Annotated in this window: 21 protein-coding genes, 1 riboswitch and 1 other annotated feature; of the genes, 15 read left to right on the forward strand and 6 right to left on the reverse strand. The window is 27.8% G+C overall.

The genetic code is table 11. The features are described 5' to 3' along the window. Position 1 precedes the first annotated feature (1 nt). From CP523_RS08400 to CP523_RS08415, 4 genes are all read left to right on the forward strand, one after another. The gene (locus CP523_RS08400) at positions 2 to 1,921 is read left to right on the forward strand and encodes an aconitate hydratase (RefSeq protein WP_120140778.1); all 1,920 of its coding nucleotides are present in this window, start codon (positions 2 to 4) and stop codon (positions 1,919 to 1,921) included. Positions 1,922 to 2,147: 226 nt separating this feature from the next. After that, positions 2,148 to 2,657, forward strand: coding sequence for an anaerobic ribonucleoside-triphosphate reductase activating protein (gene nrdG / locus CP523_RS08405; protein ID WP_066674786.1), 510 nt, complete (start codon positions 2,148 to 2,150; stop codon positions 2,655 to 2,657). Positions 2,658 to 2,696: 39 nt separating this feature from the next. Continuing rightward, a riboswitch (purine riboswitch) is annotated at positions 2,697 to 2,798 on the forward strand. Between the two features lie 95 nt (positions 2,799 to 2,893). Continuing rightward, the gene (locus tag CP523_RS08410) at positions 2,894 to 3,466 is read left to right on the forward strand and encodes a xanthine phosphoribosyltransferase (protein ID WP_066674787.1); all 573 of its coding nucleotides are present in this window, start codon (positions 2,894 to 2,896) and stop codon (positions 3,464 to 3,466) included. Positions 3,467 to 3,751: 285 nt separating this feature from the next. Beyond that, positions 3,752 to 5,230 carry a leucyl aminopeptidase gene (locus tag CP523_RS08415; RefSeq protein WP_066674788.1) on the forward strand — a complete coding sequence of 493 codons (1,479 nt, stop codon included), beginning with the start codon at positions 3,752 to 3,754 and terminating at the stop codon, positions 5,228 to 5,230. A gap of 145 nt (positions 5,231 to 5,375) precedes the next feature. On the opposite strand, the gene CP523_RS08420 is transcribed toward CP523_RS08415, so the two are convergent. Then, positions 5,376 to 6,380: a helix-turn-helix domain-containing protein gene (locus CP523_RS08420; RefSeq protein ID WP_066674790.1), complete on the reverse strand. Its 1,005-nt coding sequence runs from the start codon at positions 6,378 to 6,380 to the stop codon at positions 5,376 to 5,378. Positions 6,381 to 6,663: 283 nt separating this feature from the next. Between CP523_RS08420 and CP523_RS08425 the strand changes: the two genes are divergently transcribed. The 9 genes from CP523_RS08425 to CP523_RS08465 all read left to right on the forward strand — a co-directional run bounded on the left by CP523_RS08425 (position 6,664) and on the right by CP523_RS08465 (position 15,461). Beyond that, entirely contained in the window at positions 6,664 to 7,617 is a 954-nt protein-coding gene (locus CP523_RS08425; RefSeq protein WP_066674792.1) for an iron-hydroxamate ABC transporter substrate-binding protein, read from the forward strand. Continuing rightward, entirely contained in the window at positions 7,601 to 8,593 is a 993-nt protein-coding gene (locus tag CP523_RS08430; RefSeq protein ID WP_066674795.1) for a FecCD family ABC transporter permease, read from the forward strand. The genes CP523_RS08425 and CP523_RS08430 overlap by 17 nt, the downstream gene beginning before the upstream one ends. After that, the gene (locus CP523_RS08435) at positions 8,593 to 9,600 is read left to right on the forward strand and encodes a FecCD family ABC transporter permease (RefSeq protein WP_120140779.1); all 1,008 of its coding nucleotides are present in this window, start codon (positions 8,593 to 8,595) and stop codon (positions 9,598 to 9,600) included. The genes CP523_RS08430 and CP523_RS08435 overlap by 1 nt, the downstream gene beginning before the upstream one ends. 2 nt (positions 9,601 to 9,602) lie before the next feature. Then, the gene (locus tag CP523_RS08440) at positions 9,603 to 10,397 is read left to right on the forward strand and encodes an ABC transporter ATP-binding protein (protein ID WP_066674799.1); all 795 of its coding nucleotides are present in this window, start codon (positions 9,603 to 9,605) and stop codon (positions 10,395 to 10,397) included. After that, the gene (locus CP523_RS08445) at positions 10,394 to 11,656 is read left to right on the forward strand and encodes an MFS transporter (protein ID WP_120140780.1); all 1,263 of its coding nucleotides are present in this window, start codon (positions 10,394 to 10,396) and stop codon (positions 11,654 to 11,656) included. Before CP523_RS08440 ends, CP523_RS08445 begins: the two co-directional genes overlap by 4 nt. A 640-nt stretch (positions 11,657 to 12,296) precedes the next feature. Then, positions 12,297 to 13,121: a hypothetical protein gene (locus CP523_RS08450; protein WP_066674804.1), complete on the forward strand. Its 825-nt coding sequence runs from the start codon at positions 12,297 to 12,299 to the stop codon at positions 13,119 to 13,121. Further along, positions 13,111 to 13,980, forward strand: coding sequence for a hypothetical protein (locus tag CP523_RS08455; protein WP_066674807.1), 870 nt, complete (start codon positions 13,111 to 13,113; stop codon positions 13,978 to 13,980). The genes CP523_RS08450 and CP523_RS08455 overlap by 11 nt, the downstream gene beginning before the upstream one ends. Beyond that, positions 13,973 to 14,785, forward strand: a complete 813-nt coding sequence (locus tag CP523_RS08460) for a hypothetical protein (RefSeq protein WP_066674810.1) — start codon at positions 13,973 to 13,975, stop codon at positions 14,783 to 14,785. The genes CP523_RS08455 and CP523_RS08460 overlap by 8 nt, the downstream gene beginning before the upstream one ends. A gap of 22 nt (positions 14,786 to 14,807) precedes the next feature. Further along, on the forward strand, positions 14,808 to 15,461 hold the full coding sequence (locus CP523_RS08465) for an ABC transporter ATP-binding protein (protein WP_066674813.1): 654 nt from the start codon (positions 14,808 to 14,810) through the stop codon (positions 15,459 to 15,461). 164 nt (positions 15,462 to 15,625) lie between these two features. Here CP523_RS08465 and asnS read toward each other — a convergent pair whose 3' ends face one another. Beyond that, complete coding sequence (asnS, locus tag CP523_RS08470) at positions 15,626 to 17,020, reverse strand: asparagine--tRNA ligase (RefSeq protein WP_066674816.1); 1,395 nt, start codon at positions 17,018 to 17,020, stop codon at positions 15,626 to 15,628. 56 nt (positions 17,021 to 17,076) lie between these two features. Next, positions 17,077 to 17,323, reverse strand: a binding site (T-box leader). A gap of 92 nt (positions 17,324 to 17,415) precedes the next feature. On the opposite strand from asnS, the gene CP523_RS16230 reads away from it, so the two are divergent. Further along, positions 17,416 to 18,105: a cytochrome b5 domain-containing protein gene (locus CP523_RS16230; protein WP_066674819.1), complete on the forward strand. Its 690-nt coding sequence runs from the start codon at positions 17,416 to 17,418 to the stop codon at positions 18,103 to 18,105. Positions 18,106 to 18,152: 47 nt separating this feature from the next. Here the strand turns inward: CP523_RS16230 and CP523_RS08480 are convergent, their stop codons facing one another. After that, a complete protein-coding gene (locus CP523_RS08480; RefSeq protein ID WP_066674822.1) occupies positions 18,153 to 18,848 on the reverse strand; it encodes a metallophosphoesterase family protein in 696 nt (231 codons plus the stop codon). A 151-nt stretch (positions 18,849 to 18,999) separates the two neighbouring features. On the opposite strand from CP523_RS08480, the gene CP523_RS08485 reads away from it, so the two are divergent. Further along, positions 19,000 to 20,076 carry a M24 family metallopeptidase gene (locus CP523_RS08485; protein ID WP_120140781.1) on the forward strand — a complete coding sequence of 359 codons (1,077 nt, stop codon included), beginning with the start codon at positions 19,000 to 19,002 and terminating at the stop codon, positions 20,074 to 20,076. Between the two features lie 81 nt (positions 20,077 to 20,157). On the opposite strand, the gene CP523_RS08490 is transcribed toward CP523_RS08485, so the two are convergent. The 3 genes from CP523_RS08490 to murC form a co-directional block, all read right to left on the reverse strand. Continuing rightward, positions 20,158 to 21,381 carry a NupC/NupG family nucleoside CNT transporter gene (locus tag CP523_RS08490; RefSeq protein ID WP_066674831.1) on the reverse strand — a complete coding sequence of 408 codons (1,224 nt, stop codon included), beginning with the start codon at positions 21,379 to 21,381 and terminating at the stop codon, positions 20,158 to 20,160. 136 nt (positions 21,382 to 21,517) lie between these two features. Continuing rightward, a complete protein-coding gene (locus tag CP523_RS08495; RefSeq protein ID WP_066674833.1) occupies positions 21,518 to 22,336 on the reverse strand; it encodes a purine-nucleoside phosphorylase in 819 nt (272 codons plus the stop codon). A gap of 427 nt (positions 22,337 to 22,763) precedes the next feature. Beyond that, positions 22,764 to 24,137: a UDP-N-acetylmuramate--L-alanine ligase gene (murC, locus tag CP523_RS08500; protein WP_066674835.1), complete on the reverse strand. Its 1,374-nt coding sequence runs from the start codon at positions 24,135 to 24,137 to the stop codon at positions 22,764 to 22,766. Positions 24,138 to 24,435 lie beyond the last annotated feature (298 nt).

The following is a 24,435-nucleotide window of genomic DNA, read 5'->3' on the forward strand; positions in this document are numbered from 1 at the left end:
GATGGGTGATAATTTAGTTTATAAAATATTAAGAAGACATTTAATAGAAGGAAATATAAGAAGTGGAGAATCTATTGGAATAAGAATAGATCAAACTTTAACTCAAGATTCAACGGGAACAATGGCATATCTTCAGTTAGAAGCCATGGGAATAGATAGAGTTAAAACTAAAAAATCTATTGCATTTATAGATCATAATATGTTACAACAAGGATTTGAAAATGCTGATGACCATAAATTTATACAGACAGTGGCATCAAAATATGGAGTTTATTTTTCAAAGCCTGGAAATGGAATATGTCATCAAGTATTTTTAGAAAGATTTTCAATTCCAGGAGATACGTTAATAGGTTCAGATAGTCATACTCCTACAGCAGGTGGAGTAGGTATGCTTGCAATTGGAGCAGGTGGATTAGATGTAGCATTGGCAATGGGGGGAGGTACATATTATATAAATACACCAACAGTATGTAAAATTAATTTAATTGGTAAGCTTAATCCTATGGTTTCAGCTAAGGATATAATTTTAGAAGTATTAAGAAAGCTTACAGTTAAAGGTGGAGTATCAAAAGTATTTGAATATGTAGGTGATGGGGTTAAAACTCTCTCAGTACCTCAAAGGGCAACTATAACAAATATGGGAGCAGAACTTGGGGCAACCACATCTATTTTTCCAAGTGATGAAAGAACATTAGAGTTTTTTAAAGCTCAAGATAGAGAAAAGGACTGGTTAGAATTTAAAGCAGATAAAGATGCTATATATGATGAAGAAATAACTATAAATTTATCAGAATTAAAACCATTAGCAGCCAAACCACATAGCCCAGATAATGTAGAAGCTGTTGAGAGTATTGGAAATATAAAAATAGATCAAGTTGCAATTGGAAGTTGTACTAATTCATCCTATGAGGATTTAATGAAGGTGGCAAAGATTTTAAAGGGAAATAAAGTTCATAAAGATGTTAGTTTAGTGATTGCACCAGGTTCAAGACAGGTTATGGAGATGTTAGCTAGAAATGGTGCTCTAGGTGATATAATAAGTTCAGGAGCACGAATTCTAGAAAATTCTTGTGGTCCTTGTATAGGAATGGGGCAAGCACCAGGTACAAATGGTGTTTCTCTTAGAACATTTAACAGAAATTTTTATGGGAGAAGTGGAACATTATCTGCAAAGGTATATTTAGTAAGCCCAGAAACAGCAGCTGTATCTGCTATAAATGGGTATTTGACAGATCCAAGAGAAATGGATTTAGACATATTTATTGATATGCCGGATAGCTTTTTAATAGATGATTCAATGATAATAGAACCAGCAGAATTTGGCTCAAATGTAGAGGTTGTAAGAGGTCCTAATATAAAGGAGTTTCCTATCAACTCTGAGTTAGCTAATAAACTAGAAGGAAAAGTTATAATAAAGGTTGAAGATAATATAACAACCGATCATATTATGCCATCAAATTCAAAACTTTTACCTTTTAGATCAAATATACCTTATTTATCAGACTTTTGTTTTAATACAGTAGATAAAGAATTTCCTAATAGAGCAAAAGAAAATAAGGGTGGTTTTATAATAGCAGGAAATAATTACGGTCAAGGATCTAGTAGAGAGCATGCAGCTTTAGCACCTCTTTATTTAGGAGTAAAAGCTGTAATAGCTAAGTCTTTTGCAAGAATTCATAAAGCGAATTTAATTAATAATGGAATAGTGCCATTAACATTTGAAAATGAGATTGATTATGATAATTTAATTTTATTAGATAAGCTTATAATAGAAAATATACATTTAGAAATTAAGACAGGAAAAGTAATTGTAAAGAATATTACAAGGAGATGTGAATTCATAACAGTAGCAGATTTAACTAAAAATGAAATTGAAGTTATATTAGCTGGTGGTAGGTTAAATTATGTAAAAAATAAATAATATTTAAGCCGAGCTATATCAAAGCTAAGTTTTGATATAGCTTTTTTATATGTACTTATTTAGGAAATTATATCACCTAAAACAAGCTTCGGAGTGAGTAAATATATAAAAAATCCACGTATTCAAAGTTGTTTTGGTAATTTTTTTATAACTATATAAAGTATACTATATAGATTTTTTATTATAAAATATTTATTAAGTAAAGAATTAGGAAGTGAAAAATAATATGAAAAAAACTATAAGATTATCAGGTATAGCATATGAAAGTTTAGTTAATGGTCCAGGAATGAGAAGAGTATTTTTTTCTCAAGGATGTAAACATAATTGCAATGGATGTTTCAATCCAGATACACATGATTTCTTTGCTGGAGAAGATAGAGACATGGATGAATTAATAAAGGATGTTTTAGATAACCCTATACTTAAAGGTGTTACCTTTAGCGGTGGCGACCCTTTTGAAAGAGCAGAAGAATTTGCATATATGGCAAGGGAATTTAAAAAGCATAATTTAAATATTTGGAGTTATACAGGATATACTTTTGAATACATATTAAGAAATATAGATGAAATTCCTGGATGGAGAGATTTATTAGAGTGTATTGATGTTTTAGTAGATGGTAAATTCGAAAAGAATAAGATGCAAGATAATTTAAGGTATAGAGGATCTACTAATCAAAGAATAATAGATGTTAAAGAAAGTCTTAAGAATGGAGTGGTTAAAATTTTAGATCTGTAACTATTTATTGAATAGTTGAAGTGTATAATGATATAATAGTTAAAAACTAAATATATATTTCGTATATGCTTGAAAATATGGTTCAAGTGTCTCTACTAGGAAACCGTAAAAATCCTAACTACGAATATATGAGTGATGATTTTATAGTGCTTATAAAACTGAACATTCATATATTTATTTTGTGTACAAAATTTTGGTAGAGAAGAAATAAATAAATGGATTATAGGAAGGTAATTATGGAAGCATTAAAGAAGAAAATATTAGAAGAAGGAAAAATAAGAGAAGGAAATATACTTAAGGTAGATTGTTTTTTGAATCATCAAATGGATATTAAGTTTTTTAATGAAATTGGAAAAGAGTTTAAGAATAGATTTAAAGATCAAAAAATAGATAAAATACTTACAATAGAAGCGTCAGGAATAGGGATTGCAGCTATAGTTTCACAATATTTTGATTATGCACCTGTGGTATTTGCAAAAAAGACAGAAAGTTTAAACTTAGATAAGGAAGTATATGAATCAGAAGTACATTCTTTCACTAAAAAGAAAACTTACAAGGTTAGGGTAGGTAAAGAATTTATAAATAAAGATGAAAATATATTAATAATAGATGATTTTTTGGCACAGGGTTGTGCAACTAAAGGAATGATAGATATAGTAAAACAAGCAGATGCTAATATTGTTGGAGCAGGTATAGTTATAGAAAAGGGATTTCAAGAAGGAAGAAAAGTTTTAGAAGAAATGGGTATTAGAGTTGAGTCATTAGCTATAATAGATAGATTTGAAAATAACACATTAATATTTAAGTAATACATATTAATTATATGGATAACAAAGGCAAATTATATTAAAAAATAATTTGCCTTTTTTTTATAAAATAAAAAAGCGCCGAAGCGCTTTAAATAAATGGGGGATGGGACCTGTAATAAACAGGTTTTTTGTATCTACATTTTTAGTATGGACAGTATACTGATTATATATACATAAAATAATAAAAAATTTTTATTAATAATAATTATGATTATATAATAAGTTATGATATATTGATTTTAGGAGAAAATATGTCTTAGAGACAATAATGAAAGGAGTTTTTTTATGAATATAGGGTTTAAGAATATGACATGTTCACAAGTTGATGCGTTAGTAATTTATTTGCTAGAAAATAAATTAAAAACACCAAATGAAGCTCTTAATAAATCTATAAGTTTATTAGAGGAAAGGGAATTATTCTTAGGTAAGCAAGGAGATGTTTATACTTTTACTAGAGATATTAATTCTAATATTCAAACAGTAATTTTAATTGGATTAGGAAAAGAGGAAAACTTACATTTAGAAGTTTTAAGAAAGGCTGTAGGGAAAAGTATAAAAAAATGTAGAGAGTTAAGGCTTTCTAATATATTTTTAAGATTACCTGATACAAATAAATTATTACCAGAAGAAATGGCAAAAGCATTTACATATGCAGCTAAATTAGCTGACTATACTTTTGATAATTATAAAACCTCAAAGAAAGATAAAAAAGATATTAATGTTTCAATTGGAATCCATGATGTGGAATCATTAGATAAAGAAGCGATAGTTTCATCAATTGAAGAGGGAAATGATATAGCAAATGCTGTTATTACAGCTAGAGATTTAGTAAATGAACCATCTAATATTATTTATCCAGAAACTTTAGCTGAAGAAGCTATTAAAATTGGAGTTAATAATGGTTTTGAGGTTGAAGTTTATGACTTAGATAAGATAAAAGAACTAGGTATGGAAGCCTTCTATAATGTAGCAAAGGCATCAGTAAATGAACCTAAATTTATTATTATGAGATATTTTGGAGATGAAGAAAATAAAGAAAATATATTAGGTTTAGTAGGGAAAGGATTAACTTATGATTCAGGTGGATATTCTATAAAGCCTACAGGTAGTATGATGGATATGAAATCTGATATGGGCGGAGCAGCTGCTGTAATTGGAGCCATGGCTGTAATTGCTAAAAGAAAATTAAAGTCAAATGTTATAGCTGTAGTTGCTGCCTGTGAAAATTTAATATCAGGAAATGGATATAAACCTGGAGAAATTATAGGATCAATGGCAGGAAAGACTATAGAAGTAGTTAACACTGATGCTGAGGGAAGATTAACTTTAGTAGATGCTGTTCATTATGTAATAGAAAAAGAAAATGCTAAAGAAATTATAGATGTTGCTACATTAACAGGTGCAGCATTACATGCATTAGGAGAAACAACAACGGCAGTAGTAACTAATAGTAATGATTTTTATAAAGAACTTAAAGATGTATCAGAATATACAGGTGAAAAAGTATGGCAGTTGCCAGCTTTTGATGAATATAGAAAGCTTATAAAATCTGATATTGCTGATTTGAAAAATAGTGGTGGTAGACTTGCAGGAACTATAACAGCAGGATTATTTATAGAAGCTTTTGTTCAAAATAAACCTTGGTTACACTTAGACATAGCAGGAACAGCGTGGGCATCATCAGTAAGTGATTATAGTATAAAAGGTGGAACAGGTGTACCTGTAAGCACACTATACGAATTGGTAAAAAGAAGGAAAAGATAATAGAGCATGATTGTACTATTTTTAGACAATTAGAGTATATTAAAATTTACTTATAAACATATGTAAATTAGTAGTTATATTAAAAGTATTTTTTATTGTAATTATGAAAACACAACATTTCATGTAGAAAAGTTGTGTTTTTATTTTAATTTTTAAGTTTTCTAAAAGCAAGTGGAGTTTTTCCGTGAACTTTTTTAAACATCTTTACGAAGTTCCCACTATAATTATAGCCAACTGCTTTGGCTATTTCATTAATACTTAAATCTGTAGTAGATAATAGGTTTTGTGCCATTGTCATCCTAATAGAATTAGTATATTCACTAATAGACATATGATATTTTGCCGAAAAACCAGCTTTTAATTTTTGTTCGTTTAGGAATACCATTTTACTTAAATTTTTAATAGTTGGTGGATTACAGGCTTCTTTTGTTAAGATATCATAAGCTTTTTGTATTGCATTGGCATCTGATGCAGTTAAAGTAATAAATCTATTTTTTCCTATTTTAATATTACCATAATTTAATTGATTAGAAAAAGCATTCTCGCATGAGGAGTATACTTCATTTGAAAGTAAGGCTATAGACTCTAAAATCTTACTTTCTAGATATATAGAAGTTAGGCGATTAGCCTCAGAAAGGCTTCTGAGATTTTGGATTATAGAAGCTATTTCAAGAGGCAAATAGAGATATGTATAATTTTTTACAAAACTATCAAGATCTATAGTGTTTGAAAAGTTTGGTTTTATTACTTCATCAAAGTATTTTTTATAAATGGTTATTTCTGCTCCATGAAAGTGTTGACCTTTCTTCCAAGCTTGCTTACCTTTTATTTCTTTTTCAACTACAAAAAATGAAGATGGACTAAAAGAAGAAACAGGATTATTTTCTATTTTAAATGTAGTTTCACCAATATATACAGTTCCAAAACGCATTAACTCTTCTTTATGCTCAAATGAAAGAGTAAAGTTTGACGATATTGAATAGTCACCAATTCCAAAGTCATAATATCCATCTCTACTATATTTAATAAAATATCCAAGATCAGAATTATCTTTATTTTTGTATATGGTGTAATTTTCCTTAGGATACGCTTTGAAAGTCATTTTGTTTAAAACTTTACTTTGAAACTCTTTTGTTGTTTTAGAAACCATAGTTTATACCTCCTTTTCATTATATTTATTAGTATTAGACTTCAAATTGAGAAGTTTAGGTATTTGCTGTAGTAAGTAGTATTAAAGTTTTAAATAAATTTATTTATTTAACTTTGTGCATACTATTTTTAAAATAATATTTATTATAACCAAAATTGTTATAATAGATGATAAAATTATTAAATTAAGTGCAAATATTGAAATGATAATGAATATCACATACAATTACAAAAGATAAAATGGTAAATACAAATTAGTACTAAAGAACATATGGAGGTATATTATGAAAATAAAGTTATTGAAAACATTAGTAGTTTCTTGTATGGCTGCTATGGTACTTGTTGGCTGTGGAGGTAAAGGAAATTCAGAAAATGATAAAGTAGCAGGAGATACTATAACAGTTACAGATGTAAGAGGTGAAGTTGAAATACCGGTGAATCCTAAAAGGATAGTAGATTTAAGTGGTAATAGTGATATTTTATCAATTTTAGGATATAAGGTTATAGGAACAGCAAATAGTGATGCTTATGATTATACTAAATTTCCTTCATACTTAGAAGAAACATTAAAAGGAGCAGAAATTTTAGGTTATAGTATGCAAGATACTATGGATGTAGAAGCAATTATGAACTTATCACCGGACTTAATAGTTATATCAACAGTTCAAGAAAAGATGTATGATCAGTTAAGTGAAATTGCTCCAACGGTTATGATTCAATTAGAGGCTTTAAACTGGAAAGATGATATTAGGGCATTTGCAAAAGTTTTTAATAAAGAAGATGAAGCAAATAAGTGGTTAGAAAATTATGAAGCAAAAGCTAAAGAGGCTGGGGATAAGATTAAAGAAGAATATAGTGATAATGCTACATATCTTTCATTCTTAGCAAGTGGTGGACAATTTTTTGTATTTGATGGTGCTGGTTTTGGTAGCGTTTTGTATGAAGATATGGGTCTTGCTAAGCCAGAGGGTATGCCAAAGCAAAATGATATAAGCCTTCCAGTTGTAACTTATGAGGGATTAGCATCAATAAAGGCTGATTACATATTCTTAATAGCAACAAAAGAAGATTTAGAGCAACTTGAAAATAATGCGATTTGGAATAGCTTACCTGCAGTTAAAAACGGTAATGTCGTAATATTAGACTCATCACCATACTTCAATCAAGGATATAGCTCAATAGGAAGAGAGTTATTAGTAGATAAAATAGGTGAAATGTTAAATGAAACAAAGCAATAAGCATACAATAATATTTATAATTTGTAGTTTGTTACTTTTAATAGGAGGGCTGGTTCTAGCAATAAGGCTAGGATCCGTCCATCTTACTTTTACGGACATTTGGGATAGCATATTTAACTATAGTGAAAATTTACAACTTATGTTAATTAGGGATGTTCGTATTCCAAGGGCCCTTTCTGTATTATTAACGGGAGGGATTTTAGGAGTAACAGGTGCTATGATTCAAGGCATTACAAGAAACCCAATAGCTGAACCTTCTATATTAGGTATTAGCCAAGGTGCGACTCTAGTAATAGCTACTTTTTATGCAACAGGAATTGCAATAAATACTAAAAATGTGATGATAGCTTCTTTTATAGGAGCTTTAATAACCGGAATTATGGTATTGGGTTTTATATCTAAAAGAGCTAATAATAACTCTATTGCAAAAATACTTTTAGCAGGAACTGCTATGAGTACATTTTTTATTTCATTAACTACAGTAATAGGATTATTATCAAATCAATCTCAAATGATAGGTTTTTGGGTAGCTGGTGGATTTAGAAATGCAAGCTGGTCAGACTTTAAATTAGTATTTATAGTAGGAATTATAGGACTTATTATAGCAGTTTTTTTATCACCTAAGATAAATATATTAAATCTTGGAGATGATGTTGCAATTGGACTTGGAGAAAACCCAGAAAAAATAAGGTTTACGACCCTTATGATTATGATACCAATGTGCGCAGCAGCAGTAGCTGTAGGAAAAAATATAGCCTTTGTTGGTCTTATAGTTCCTCAAATAATTAGAAAAATATTAGGAGAAGATTATAGAAAAAATATACCATGTGCTTTTTTGCTTGGGGCAGTTCTTTTAACTTATGCAGATATTGCAGCAAGAATGTTTTTTGCTCCTTATGAAACTCCAATTGGAGTATTTACAGCATTAATAGGAATACCATTTTTCATATCAGTTGCTAGAAAGGAGAGAGGCTAATGAAGAAAAAAAGATTTAAAATAGTTTTATTAATTTTAATAGCTTTGTTACTTATATCCTTTGTAGTTACACTGTGTTGGGGGACTTATAATGTTTCTCCTTTAGAGGTTATAAAAACACTTTTAGGAAATGGAAGTAAGCTTCAAAATACAGCAGTATTAAATATTAGATTGCCAAGACTTTTGGTTGGATCTTTTGTAGCAATTTGTTTATCAACAGCAGGGGCAATTCTTCAAACTGTAACTAAAAATGATTTAGCAGATACAGGGATAATAGGTATAAATGCTGGGGCAGCAGTAGCAGCAATAATATTTATTACTTATCAAACTGCAAATTATTATAGTCAGCTGGGACAATTCTCAATTTTTGTATTGCCGTTTATGGCTATAGTAGGGGCGGGAATTACTTCTTTCATTATATATATGTTATCTAGTAGAAATGGTCTAAGACCTAAAAGACTTCTATTAATAGGAATTGGATTAAATGCAGGACTTAATGCCTTTATAACGTTTTTCACTTTTAGAGGTGGTGTTGGAGATTATAATAGAGTATTAGTTTGGACATCAGGAAGCCTTTGGGGATCTGGATGGAGTTATGCAAAGGTAATTATTCCTATAACAGTGGTGATGTTTATATTAGTTTTATTGAATCATAAAAAGTTAGATGTTTTAAATCTTTCAGATGAGCTTGCTATATCTTTGGGATTAAACTTAGAAAAAGAAAGAAAGAAGTTTTTGAAATATGCAGTTATATTAGCAGGAACAGCTACAGCCTTTGCAGGAAATATTGGGTTTTTAGGGCTTATATCTCCTCATATTGCCAAAAAATTAGTTGGACCTTATCATAAAAATTTTATTATAATATCAGCAATAATAAGTGTTATAATAATTCTTTTTGCAGATGCGGTTTCAAGAAATTTATTTTCTCCAATTGAAATTCCTGTTGGAATAACAGTATCAATATTTGGAGTACCATATTTTATTTATTTAATGATAAAGGAGAAATAATTATGGAGGCTATTAGTGTAAAGAACTTATCAGTAGCATATGAAAATAATACTATAATTGAAGATATGGATTTATCAATACAAAAGGGTAAAATAAATATAATAATTGGAGCTAATGGATGCGGAAAATCAACTTTGCTTAAAACTATAGCAAGAATTAATAAACCTAAAAGTGGGGATATTTTTGTAAATAACAAAAATCTAAAAAAGATAAAAGAAAAGTATATAGCAAAAGAAATTGCTTTTCTTCCACAAGGACCGGTTTGTCCTAGTGGACTTACAGTAAGAGAACTTGTGGCTTATGGAAGATTTCCACATCAAAAAATTATAGGTGGACTTAATAATCATGACAAAGAGATTATTGACTGGGCAATAGAGGAAACTGGCCTTAATGAATTTGCAAATAGAGAGGTTGAAAATTTATCTGGTGGGCAAAGACAAAGGGCATGGATTGCCATGACATTAGCTCAGGAAACAGATATTATAATGCTTGATGAGCCTACAACTTATTTAGATATGTCATATCAACTTGAGGTATTAGAAGTTCTTCAGAAGCTTAATAAAGAAAAAAATATTACAGTAGTTATAGTTCTTCATGAACTTAACAATGCTTGTAGATTTGCAGATAATATAATAGGACTAAAAAAAGGAAAGATTATTTGTGAAGGAAAGCCAATAGATGTAATTAATAAAGAAACTTTAAGGAAGATATATGGAATAGAAGCTAATATTAAGACAAGTGAAAATGGAGAGTATCCGGTATGCACTGAATATGAACTTTTCAGGGAGGATACATGATAAATAAAAACTTTATAATAATAGTAATAGGACAGATAATCTCACTTTTTGGAAATGCAATTCAAAGATTTAGCATGTCTTTATATTTATTAGAATTTACAGGAAGTACAGCAGCCTTTGCTAATATATTAGCAATATCAACTATACCTTATATTATATTTGCACCAATTGCAGGTAGAATTGTAGATAATGTGAATAGAAAGAAAATAATGGTTTACTTAGATTTATTTTGTACTATATTAATTGGAGCATATGCATTTATATTACTAAATGGAAGTGATAATGAGTTAATAGTTGCTGTAGTTATGTTTATATTATCAATATGTTCTACTTTATATGGACCTGCAGTAACATCTTCAATTCCGCAAATAGTAAATGAAGACAAACTTACTACAGCAAATGGAATAATAAATCAAGTAGGATCTGTTGTAAATTTTGTAGGACCAATACTTGCTGGAGTTCTTTATGGTTTATTAGGAATTAAGTTAATAGTAATTATAAATGCAATAAGTTTCTTAGTATCGGCAATTATGGAATTATTCTTGGATATTCCAGATGTAAGAAAAAAAGAGGAGATATGTTGTAATAATAAGGAAAATTTATTATCAGTGGATTTTTTAAGAAAATCATTTGTAGATATGAAAAATAGTTTTGGTTACTTAAAAAAGGAAAAGAAAGTTGTATTAGGAATTATAGTTTCCTATGCTCTTTGTAATATTTTTTTAGTGCCAATATTATCAATAGTTGCACCATACTTTATAAATATATTACTTGGATTACCTTCACAGATTTATGGAATAGTAGAAGGCATATGCGTTATTGGGATGATATTAGGTGGTATTTTAATAAGTATAAAACCAAATATGTTCTCTATGAAGAAAATCCATTATACATATTTTCCTATGATATTAGGGGTTATGTTAATGTCTATATTAGGATTTATAAATATAAATAGTTATGCTTTAGCAGGAATATTTGCTATTAGCGGTATGGCTATAATGCTATCTTTAGCATTATCAAATATATTAACTTTGACATTTATACAAAAAGAAGTACCAGCAGATATGTTAGGACGTGTATCAGCTTTTTCAACAGCAGTAGCAACAATAAGTGTTGCACCAGGACAATTATTATTTGGACAAGTAATAGATAGTGGAATACCGATAGGGTTAATTTTAGGTATAACAACTATAATAAATATTGGGCTTATATTGTTTGTTAAATGGAATGTAAGAGAATTAGATATAATAGAGAAGTAACTTTTAATTATATATTTTTAGTATGAATAAGGGATTTTTATATGAAGATAAAATGAAAAAGTATAAGAAGTAGGTGTTGATAAATTACTTCCTATACTTTTTTTGTATTTAGGAAGCCTTATATCATACGTGGAATTTAAAAAGGTTTATATCTATGGTGAATAACACAAATTTCCTTCTGATTATAATAAGTAAATAAAATTTATTGCTAATAAATAATTTATATTTAGAGTTAATGAACTATATTATAATAAAATGTAGATTTTGTTAGATTTAGGCAAGTATAAATATCACAAATACGGATGATTTTATATTTATGTATATAATGTTTAAATAAATAATACAAATAACAAGAATATTAAATGAAAAAATTTAGTTTAATTATAAATAATAAAATAAAAATTGACAAATTTTTATTTTTTAAATATGATATTTATGTACTCCTTAGCTAACTTTCATAGTTGAAGAGATATCATATTATTGTAATTCTTAGTCTGTAAATTCTAATGATAAAGTTAAAATTAATTATATACTTTGTTTACAAGATGATAGATATAATAAATTACTATAGTACAAAAATATTTTTAATAATTTATTTTTGTAAAAATAAATTATTAAAAGTTTATAAAAAGGAGAAAGAATGATATTAAATGAACTTAAAAGAGTAATTACAAGTAAAAAATTTATTATAGTTATTTTTATAGGATTATTAATTGCTTCTATTAGTGTATATATTGATATTAAACAATACATATTTTTCAATTATGATGCTCCTGATATCCAAACACCAGAACTCCAAGAAAAGGCTAAAATTATGGTAGAGAACGGTCTAAATAAATATTCAGTATTTTTTAGTTCATTCTTAATGTCTATTGTTACAATGCCTATTCTCTCAGTATTACCTTTTGGATTGTCATATATAGAAGATAAGGAATATGGCATTATTAAACAAATAGATATGAGAATAAACCATAGGAAATATATATTATCAAAATTACTTGTTAATGGAATTGCTGGTGGATTAGCAATAATAATTCCAACTATAATATTAAGTATATTAATTTTTACTTTTTTAAAAGGTAATATAACTAGCTTTTATGGATATGGTAAAATTGGAGGACCATTTGCAAAATTATTAACTGAAAATTTTGGTATTTATATAATGATGCATATGTTTATAAATTTTATTTTAGGTTTTGCTTATGCTAATATTGGATTAGCAATTTCTGCATTTATCAAAAATAAGATAGCAATAATACTTTCACCATTTCTATTTTGGATATTAGGAAGTATGTTCTGTTCCATTTTAAATATATATAACTATTCACCATCATCCATTAGTCAATTTTATAGAAGTGCAGATATGACTGTAAGTAATATTTTTGTAGAAATAATAGTTATAATTGTTTTATTTTCAACACTATTTATTTCTAAAACAAAAAAGGGTGACATATATGAGAAATAAGAATAATAGAGATAAAATTATAGAGTTGGTAAAGTTAAACTTAGATATTTGTAATATATCAAAAAAAATAATATTAAGTATATTAATATTTTCTGTAGTAATTTATATTATTACTAACCGATTAGCAGAAGTAAGTTATAGCTATAATTTAGATTTAAATATATGGGATGGAATTTTTAGAACTACAACTTATAGCAGTTTAATTTTAGGTTTCTACTTTCCTTATATTATAATTTTAACAACTTTTTTTAATACTAAAAGTGATTATATAAAATTTATAATGTTAAGAACTAAAGAAAAAAGAATATGGATTGTATCTAAGATTTTAACTAATATTGTGTTTAGTTTTTTGTTTACAATTTCTTTTTTTATTATTGTATTTAGTATTAACTTCCTAATGTTTAAATTTGAAAATAAATGGAGTGAAATTATATTAAATAAGAATAGCATTAAGCTTGCTGGTTTGTTATATCCAAATTTCTTTGTTTATAGTTTTAAGCCGCTCGAAGGGTTTTTAATATCTTTTTTACAAATCTTTATATCTTCCTCAATTGTTTTAAATTTAAGAGATCTATTAATAAATTATATAAAATCAAAAAATGTTTCATACTCAATAATGAGTATGTATTTAATTATGAATATTATTATTGAGTCATATGGTTTAAATGAAGGTATATTTAAAATAAATGAATATATAGGATTGGGTACAATATCTATTATATTTAAGCATAAGTTTAAAAATTATAATGGATTTACTACTTCTTTAAGTACTTCAATTATAATTAGTTTAATACTTTTATTTGTAATATTATTTTTAAATCTATTCTTTAGTAGAAAGGCATTAATGGAAAATGATTAAAAGAATAGTAAGTATAAATTTCAAGGTAAATAATGAAGCACTGCGAATTTTAATTTTATTTGTTGTAGGTATATTAATAACAAATCTACATTATGGATTAATGGGAATAGATAATAATACTTTATTAATGGGAGATGTTATTATAGAAACTTATGGTGGATTAGTAACAGAGTATAGTATATATAACATTTTTTATTTTATATTATGGATTACTCCATATATAATAGTATTAAATTTGCTTAATTTATCTACAATAGATAGATTTAGAGAAAGTACAACTTTGGTACTACCAAGAGTTAAAAAGAAGTCAAAGTGGTTTATAGCTTTTAATTTAACGATAATAATAAGAATAAGTATATATTTTTTTACATTATTTTTATCTTCGCTAGTTGTAGTTTTGATAAAAAGTGGATATGTAGCATTTCAAAATTCACCAGTACACATAAATAGCGTAATAAATATAAATCAATATGGTATTTCATTATATATTATTTTATTAAATATTTTGACAGTAGTAGCTATACAACTTTTTTTAAATAATTTATATTCTATTTTTTCAAGATCAAATGAAGCAAGTGTTATAGGAATACTGTTTTATATAGCACCAATATTTTACCCTAAAAAGACTGAATTTTGCAAAATGTTTTTGGTTAATAATGGAATGCTAAAAAGATATGAAATGTTTGAGAATGGATTTAATGGATTGAATTTTAAGAGTTCTTTGATATTTATTATTGCTTTTATAATAATAAATTTTTTAATAGGACTATTTATAATCAAAAAACAGGATATTGTAGATATTTAATTATTAGTAGGAGGATAATTTTTTGAATGATAATGTAATAGAAATAGTTAATTATACAAAAATATTTAAAGGAACAACGGTTTTAAAAAATATAAATTTAAATATTATAAGAGGAAAATGCTATGGGATTGTGGGAAGAAATGGCTCAGGAAAAACCTTAATTTTTAAATCCATATGTGGATTTATTAGACCGACATCCGGATATGTAATGGTGAATGGTTTAAAAATAGGGTTTGATGTAGATTTTCCTGATGATGTTGGAGCGTTAATTGAGCAACCAGGATTTTTACCAAATTATAATGCGTTTGATAATTTAAAGTTTTTAGCAAATATTAGAAATAAAATTGGTAATAAAGAAATTGAAAAGGTATTAAAATTTGTAGAGTTATATCCAATTGATAATAAGTTAGTAAAAGAATATTCTTTAGGTATGAAGCAACGATTAGGTATAGCACAAGCTATAATGGAGGATCCTGAAATATTAATATTAGATGAACCTTTTAATGGATTAGATAAAGAGGGAGTTAAAAACCTAAAAGAAAAGTTAATAGAACTTAAAGAAAAGGGAAAAACAATACTGATGACAAGTCATATATATCAGGATATAGAGGAACTAAGTGACTATATTTATGAAGTAGATAATGGAGTTTTAATTAAACTTAAAGGTGATAATTAGTAGAAAAAATTTATGAATATTATAAAGGATCATAAATATAAAATAATGTTTATTTTATATTTATGGACAGGCATTAAAATAGTAAGTTAGTTACTTTAATATAATTTAGTAAAATAGCAATGAACAAACCATAGTAAACATACTGCTTACTATGGTTTGTTTAATTAGAATTCAGATTGTCCTGTAGTTCTTGGGAATGGTATTACGTCTCTGATATTTGACATACCAGTAACATACATTATAAGTCTTTCAAATCCTAGTCCGAATCCAGCATGTTTAGTTTCACCGAATTTTCTAAGATCTAAATACCACCAATAGTCTTCTTCTTTAAGACCTAGTTCAGCCATTCTCTTAGTTAAAATATCGATTCTTTCTTCTCTTTGGCTACCACCGATTATTTCACCTATTCCAGGAACTAATAAGTCCATAGCTGCAACAGTTTTTTGATCATCATTTAATCTCATATAAAATGCTTTAATATCTTTTGGATAATCAGTAACGAACAATGGTTTCTTAAAGTGTTCTTCAGTAAGATATCTTTCATGTTCAGTTTGTAAATCGATACCCCACTCTACTGGATAATCAAATTTCTTATTAGATTTCTTTAAAATTTCTATAGCTTCAGTATAAGTAACTTTTCCAAAATCTGATGAAACTACGTGATTCAATCTATCGATAACACCTTTATCAACGAATTGATTAAAGAATGCCATTTCTTCTGGACATTCAGTCATTACATATTCAATAACATATTTTAACATATCTTCTGCTAATTCCATATCATCTTTTAAATCAGCAAATGAAATTTCAGGTTCTATCATCCAGAATTCAGCCGCATGTCTAGCTGTATTTGAATTTTCAGCTCTGAATGTAGGTCCAAAAGTATAAACATTTCTAAATGCTAAAGCATAACATTCAGCGTTTAATTGTCCTGATACTGTAAGATTTGATTCTTTACCGAAGAAATCTTGACTGAAATCTATAGCTCCATCTTCGGTTTTTGGAGTATTATTTAAATCTAGAGTTGTTACTCTAAACATTTCTCCAGCACCTTCACAGTCACTTCCAGTTAAAATTGGAGTATGAGTATATACAAATCCTCTTTCTTGGAAGAATTTGTGTATAGCATAAGCAGCTACTGAACGAACTCTAAATACTGCTGAGAATGCATTACTTCTTGGTCTTAAATGAGCTATAGTTCTTAAATATTCAAAAGTATGTCTTTTCTTTTGAAGAGGATAGTCTGATTGAGACATGCCTTCAATAACTATTTCTTTTGCTTGAATTTCAAATGGTTGTTTAGCTTCTGGAGTAGCAACTAAAGTACCTACAACAGATATTGATGAGCTTATAGGTAATTTAGAAACTTCCTTAAAGTTTTCTAGTTTGTTATCAAAAACAATTTGAACATTTTTAAAGAAAGTACCATCATTAACTTCTATAAATCCAAATGCATTTGATGCTCTTAATGTTCTTATCCATCCAGAAATTTTAACTTCTTTTGATAAGTATTCACTTTCATTTCTATAAAGTGATTTAATTAAAACTACTTTATCCATAAATTAAGCCTCCTATATATAATATATCTTAAAAATAAAAAAACCCTTCATCCCTATAAAGGGACGAAAGGATACTTTCGCGGTACCACCCAAATTGTCATAAACATATGACCACTTAACTGACACAAATAATGTCATTCAATTAATAACGGTTTGAATCCGTCTAAGCCTACTCTCATTTAAATTTAGATTTCAGTTAGAAACTCAGAGATGTTCTTCACTAAAGGTTTCGTATAAGGCTCACACCATCCCTTATTCGCTAAGACTACATCCAAAAGCTACTCTTCTCATCACAGTAATAATTTATAATGTTTATTACGATTTTACACTAATTTACTAACATTTGCAACTTTTTATCATAATATATTTTTATAGTGTTTTATTTGGAGGAGTTTATGACCAAAAAGGATTTTTTAGAAGAAAAATTTACAGAGTTAAATCAATTAAAAACTATTTTATTAACGTATCCAAAGGATTACAAGGATAGTATTATAGAAGTTATGGAGGGGGTTTGTAATAAGGTTACTAAATACTTAGATGATTGTAAGAACCATACATTTAGAGGGGAATCTTTAGTAAATAAAAAATTTACATTACAGGAATTAGCTAATTACAATGGAAAAAATGGTATGCCTGCATATATATCCATTAATAGCAATGTTTATTTAGTTAAAAATAATAGAGTATTTAATGAAAATATCTATGGATTAAGGGCTGGAAAAGATTTAACAGATTTTTTTAGTAATTCGAATATAGATATAAATGAGGTTTTAGGAGAATTAAAGTTAATTGGTGTAATAGTACCAGAAATGTCTAGAAGGTGTAGAGAAAATGTAATTATGGATATGCCAACAGAGTTTACTATTAATGAGCTTCAAAAGTATAATGGTAGGAATGGAATGGCAGCTTTAGTTGCTATAAATGGAACTGTATATGATGTTGCAGACGTAAAGGCCTGGCAAAATGGTGTCCATTTTGGAGTTATGGCAGGAAAAGATGTTACAAAGGCATTTTTAAATTGTCACTCAGAAAACAAAGATAAAATATTATCTAATTTGAGAGTAGTCGGTACCTTAATAGATTAATATAATAAAATTACCAATACACAATTAAATAGTGTATTGGTAATAATTTATTCTTTACCAGATATATATGAGTTTATTAAATTACAAGGAAAAGATAATAGTTGGGTATCTTTCACTATTCTTTTATATTCATACTCTAATTCTCTGATTCTTGATTTAACTGTATTATTTTCTATATCTAAGATACAATAAGTAATATTGGGTCTTCCTATTTTAGGCTTTCCAACACTACCAACATTAATAAATAATTTATTATTAAACTCTTTAATGATTGGTATATGAGTATGGGCACATACTAACACATCTTCTTTTAAATCTTCCATTATTTTTTGTGTATTTTCAGCATCTGCAAATAAATACTCATTTATCTTATTTGGACTTCCATGAACAAACTTAATTTTTAAATCATCTACTTTATATTCTAGAAATTCTGGTAATTGATTTAGATAAAATTTATTTGATTCTCTTACTTCTTGGCAATTCCAAGGTAGAGAGAAAGAATTTATTTCTGTATCCCTTATATAACTAAAGGCACCATCTACAACTGATGCATCATAATTTCCTTTTATACAAGGTAGATTTCGTCTTCTGATTAATGCGATAACCTCATTTGGATGTGGACCATACCCAACAAGATCCCCAAGGCAAACAATCATATCAACCTTTTGTTCATCAATATCTTCTAATGTTTTCATTAATGCGTAAATATTACCGTGAATATCTGAAATAGCAGCTATCCTCATTTTTTCCCCTCCTAAATAAACGTACATTATATTATACCACTTAGAAGTAATTAGAATAAGAAGTTTTAATTAAAAGTATAACATAGATATTATAGTATCTTTACAGTATACTATTAATAGAAGAGATAAAATATTTGAGGAGGAAGGAATAATGAAAGAAACTAGAATACAAAATGTATTAGAAGCAATGGAAAAACAAGGACTAAATCAGATTATAGTGACATCAGCACCTTCTATTTTTTATTTAACAGGAAAGTGGATTTCTCCGGGGGAGAGAATGATAGCTTTATACTTAAACACTAATGGAAGTCATAAGTTTATAGTAAATAAGTTATTTCCTATATATGAAGATTTAGGAGTAGATATATTATGGTATTCAGATATAGAAGATCCAATAAACTTATTATGCACAGTTGTGGATAAAGAAAAGGCTTTAGGTGTGGATAAAACTTGGCCAGCTCATTTCTTAATTAATTTAATGAATAGAAATATTGTTAAAGGATTTGTAAATTCATCTCCTATAATAGATAGATTAAGAATGATAAAAGATGAAGAAGAAATAAAGCTTATGAAAAAATCATCAAATATAAATGACAAAGTTATGAAAGAATTATGGGAGAACTTTAAAGAAGGATATTCTGAAAAGTATTATTCTAATCTTTTAGCTGAATTATATGAAAAAGAAGGAGTGAATTCATTTTCTTTTTCACCTATAATTGCAACAAGTCCAAATGGTGCAGATCCTCATCATAAATCAGGGAATTCTAAGTTAAGAAAAGGTCAAAGTATAGTAATAGATATGGGAGGAATATATAATTATTATTGTTCAGATATGACTAGAACTATATTTTTTGGAGAAGCCCCAACGAAAGAGCATGAAAAGATATATAATATAGCAAAAGAAGCAAACTTGAAAGCTATATCAAAAGTAAAAGATGGTGTGAAATTTTCAGAAATAGATAAAGCAGCACGAGGACATATAGAAGATGCTGGATATGGAGAATATTTTACTCATAGAACAGGTCATAGTATAGGAATAGAATGTCATGATTTTGGAGATGTAAGCTCTGTTAATAATGATGAAGTTAAATCAGGAATGATATTCTCTATAGAGCCAGGGATATATTTAAAAGATAATTTCGGGGTAAGAATAGAGGATTTAGTATTAGTAACTAAAAATGGATGTGAAGTATTAAACTCAGTTACTAAGGATATAACAATAATTTAAAATAAAGAAACCTAGCTTTAAAGCTAGGTTTTTTATAATTAAATTTAATATTTATTTTAGTTATTATTAATAATTTGTAAATTAGAATAGTACACCAGCAATTGTAGCTGTTAAGCAAGTTGCTAAAACACCACCTAAAAGTGATTTAAATCCTAAGCTAGCAATTGTCTTTTTCTTTTCTGGTGCTAATCCACCAATACCAGCTATTTGAATAGCTATTGAACTAAAGTTAGCGAATCCGCATAAAGCATAAGTTAGCATCATAACAGTTTTTTCATGTAATGTACCTGCTACTATATAGTTTGAAAGCTCAGAATAAGCAACGAATTCGTTTAAGATTATTTTTTGTCCTAATAAGCTACCAGCAACTGAAATATCTTGTGTTGGAACACCCATAATGAATACTAATGGTGAGAAAATCTTACCGATTATCCATTGGAAACTTAAACCAGGGAATCCGAATATTCCACCTATAGAACCAATTATAAAGTTAAGTAATGCTAGTAATGCAATGAATGCAAGTAGCATAGCACCAACATTTAATGCAAGACCTAAACCATCACTAGCTCCGTTAGCAGCAGCTTCAACAACGTTTGATGCTGTGATTTCAACTTCAATGTCAGCAGAATTCTTAGTTTCACTTTCTTCAGTTTCAGGAACTAAGATTTTAGCTAATATTAAACCTGCTGGAGCAGCCATTATACTAGCAGTTAAAAGGTGACCAGCAGGAACACCCATAGCAACATATCCAGCCATAACTCCACCAGCAACAGTAGCCATACCACCAATCATAATAGCCATGATTTCAGATCTAGTCATAGTTTTTACGAAAGGTTTAACAAGTAAAGGTGCTTCTGTTTGGCCTAAGAATATATTACCAACAGCACTTAGTGTTTCTGATCCACTTGTTCCAAGTAATTTACATATAAATTTAGCTATAAATTTAACTATAGCTTGCATAACTCCAAGATAGTATAAAACTCCCATTAAAGATGAGAAGAAAACTATAGTAGGTAATATTTGAACTACCCATACAAATCCTACAGAGCTGCTTGAATCAGCTAATGATCCAAATAAAAAGTTAGTACCTTCTTTAGTAAAGTCAAGTAGTTTAGTAATAGCGGCGCTTGCACCTTCAAATACTTTTCTACCAGCAGGAACTTTTAAAATAAGAAGAGCTAATACAATTTGTAATCCAAGCCCAGTAGCAACAAGTCTCCAATTGATTTTCTTCTTGTTTTCTGAAAATAAGAATGCTATACCAAATATAGCTATAATACCTATAATACCGATAAATCTATTCAATGTTAATCTCCTCTTTCCTTGTGATTTATTTTACATTGGCGTATTTTCGGGTTATTAAATTGGCGTATATTTTTGGATTATTAAATTAGCGTATATTTTCGGGTTATTAAATTCTAGTATTAATTAAAAAAAAATATTAAATTGCAGAAATTATTTCACTCATAAGAGCAATAAATTTTTCTCTAACCATATTTGAAGTAACTATAACTTCTTCATGATCTAAAGGTTGTTCTAGTATTCCAGCTGCCATGTTTGTCATGCATGAAATACCAAGTACTTTCATTCCGCAATGATTTGCGATAATAACTTCAGGAGCAGTTGACATACCAACAGCATCTCCGCCAAGAATTCTAACCATTCTTACTTCAGCTGGAGTTTCGTAAGTTGGACCGCTCATCATAGCATAAACACCTTGTTTGATGTCCATATTAAGTTTCTTAGCTATTTCTAGTGCCTTATTTCTAAGTTCAACATTGTAAGCGTTTGACATATCAGGGAAACGAGGTCCAAACTTTTCAAGGTTTTTACCTATTAGTGGGTTGTCACCTGAAAGATTTAAATGGTCAGTTATTAACATTAAGTCTCCAGGTACATAACTTGTATTAACAGCACCTGCAGCATTAGTTACTACTAACTTTTCAACTCCTAATAATTTCATAACTCTTACTGGGAATGTTACTTCGTTATAAGCGTATCCTTCATAATAATGGAATCTACCTTGCATAGCAACGACGCATTTTCCATTTAGCATACCGATTACAAGTCTACCAGCATGACCTTCAACTGTAGAAGTTGGAAAGTGTGGAAGATCTTTATAATCATAATATTCAGGGTTTTCAATAGAATCAGCTAAAGAACCTAAACCTGATCCAAGTATTAAACCGATTTCTGGTTTGTAATTAGTCTTTTCTAGTATAAACTGTGAAGCAACTTGAAGTTTGTTTGATAAATCCATAAAATCACCTCTAAAATTAATTATGTTTACGATTTAAGTTTTGTGTAATGCTATATAGCATAAATAATTATAAATTAAACTTCTAAAAAAGGAAATAAAAAAATTAAAATATTTTTAACAATTGTTTAATTATTACATATACATTTGTTAAAAATGTTCAGTTATATATAATAAATAGTTAAAAAATATATGAAATATATACTAAAATCGACAATAAAAAAGTAAAAATTCGATTAAACTTAATAATTTAGGTAATTGGAAGAAAAAATATATTTTATGTGAAAAAACGAACAATTTCGACAAAATATAAATATATTGATTTTTATATATTTATATTATGTTAAGTTAATTATAAAAATTCATAGTATAATTAAAAAATACAGGAGAATACTAAAAACTCCTGCATTTAAGTTATTTTGTAAGTAAATTATTTTAAAAGTAAGTCTGCAACCCTTACAACATCTCCAGCACCAACAGTTAAAATTAAATCGTTATTAGAAATATTTTTTCTTATATAATCTGCTACTTCTTCATGACTATGAATATTTTTACAATTAACTCCTTTAGATCTTAAAGCATCACCTAATTCATTAGAACTTACTAAGCCGGTATCTTTTTCTCTTGCAGCATAGATATCCATTAATATTAATTCATCGGTATCAAAGAAAGATTCTGTGAATTCACTAAATAAAGTTTTAGTTCTAGTATAAGTATGAGGTTGGAATATTGTATAAATCTTATTATGAGGTATTAATTGTGCAGTATTTAATGTAGCTTTTATTTCAACAGGATGATGAGCATAATCATCTATAATAGTTGCTCCATTTAACTCACCTTTATATTCAAAACGCTTATGAGCACCCTTACATTCTAATAGTCCTTTTATTATATCGCTATAAGGAATTTCGAAAATTAATCCTACACAAATAGTAGAAAGTGCATTTAATATATTATGCTTACCTGTTGTACTTAAAGTAACATCAAATAATTCTTCAGAGTTTTTATAAACTGTAAAAGTAGCACATCCTTTATTATTATAGGAAATATTTTTAGCAGTTATATCACCTTTATTAATTCCGTAACTTAAAGTGTTACAGTTACATTTACCTAATATATCATTGACCTTATCATCTTCAGCATAACCTATTAAAAATCCATTGTCAGGTATTAGGTTAGCAAACTTTTCGAATGTAGCTTTTATATGATTTATATCTTTATAATAATCTAAATGATCAGCATCTATATTTAAGATTATACCTATATAAGGATAGAATTTTAAAAATGATTCTTTATATTCACAAGCCTCAGTTATAAAATATTCACTTTGACCTATTTTGAAATTACCATTTATAATATCAAGATCGCCCCCTACTAATATAGTAGGATCAAGGTTGGCATTTAAAGTTACATGAGTAAGCATTGAAGTACATGTAGTTTTTCCGTGAGTTCCAGCAACAGCAACATTAAATTTATGACCTTTCATTATAAGACCTAAAAACTCAGCTCTGCTCATAAGTTCTATCTTTTTCTTTTTAGCCTCTATTATTTCAGGGTTGTCTGAAGGTATAGCAGCAGTATATACTACAAGATCCACATTTTTTAAGTTTTCACTTTTATGACCTATGTATATTTCAGCTCCAGAAGCTTTTAATTTATTAGTAACATTAGATTCTTTTGAATCAGAACCAGAAACTTTAAAACCATTATTTAATAAAACAGCAGCAAGGCCGCTCATACTAACTCCGCCAATACCTATAAAGTGAACTTTTTTATTTGTATCTTTATTAAAATCGAAAGACAAAAAATCAACTCCTCTAATATAATTATTTTAAACAATTCTTATTTCAAAGTTAAAAATAAATATAATTCAAATGTAAATAAAAATATTCTTTAAAACTTACATTTATAATTATATACAAATTTAATAAAATGAACACATAAAAAACGCGTATATTCAATATTTTATGTAGGAAATACAAAAAATGTTATAGTATTTCCAAATAATAAATAAACAAGTGATTAAAATCTATTGATATTGAGAACAATATGGAATAAAATATGAATATTAGAGGCTGGAAAATAGCAAATAATTCGGAAAA

This window comes from Clostridium septicum (assembly GCF_003606265.1).
GTDB lineage: Bacteria > Bacillota > Clostridia > Clostridiales > Clostridiaceae > Clostridium > Clostridium septicum.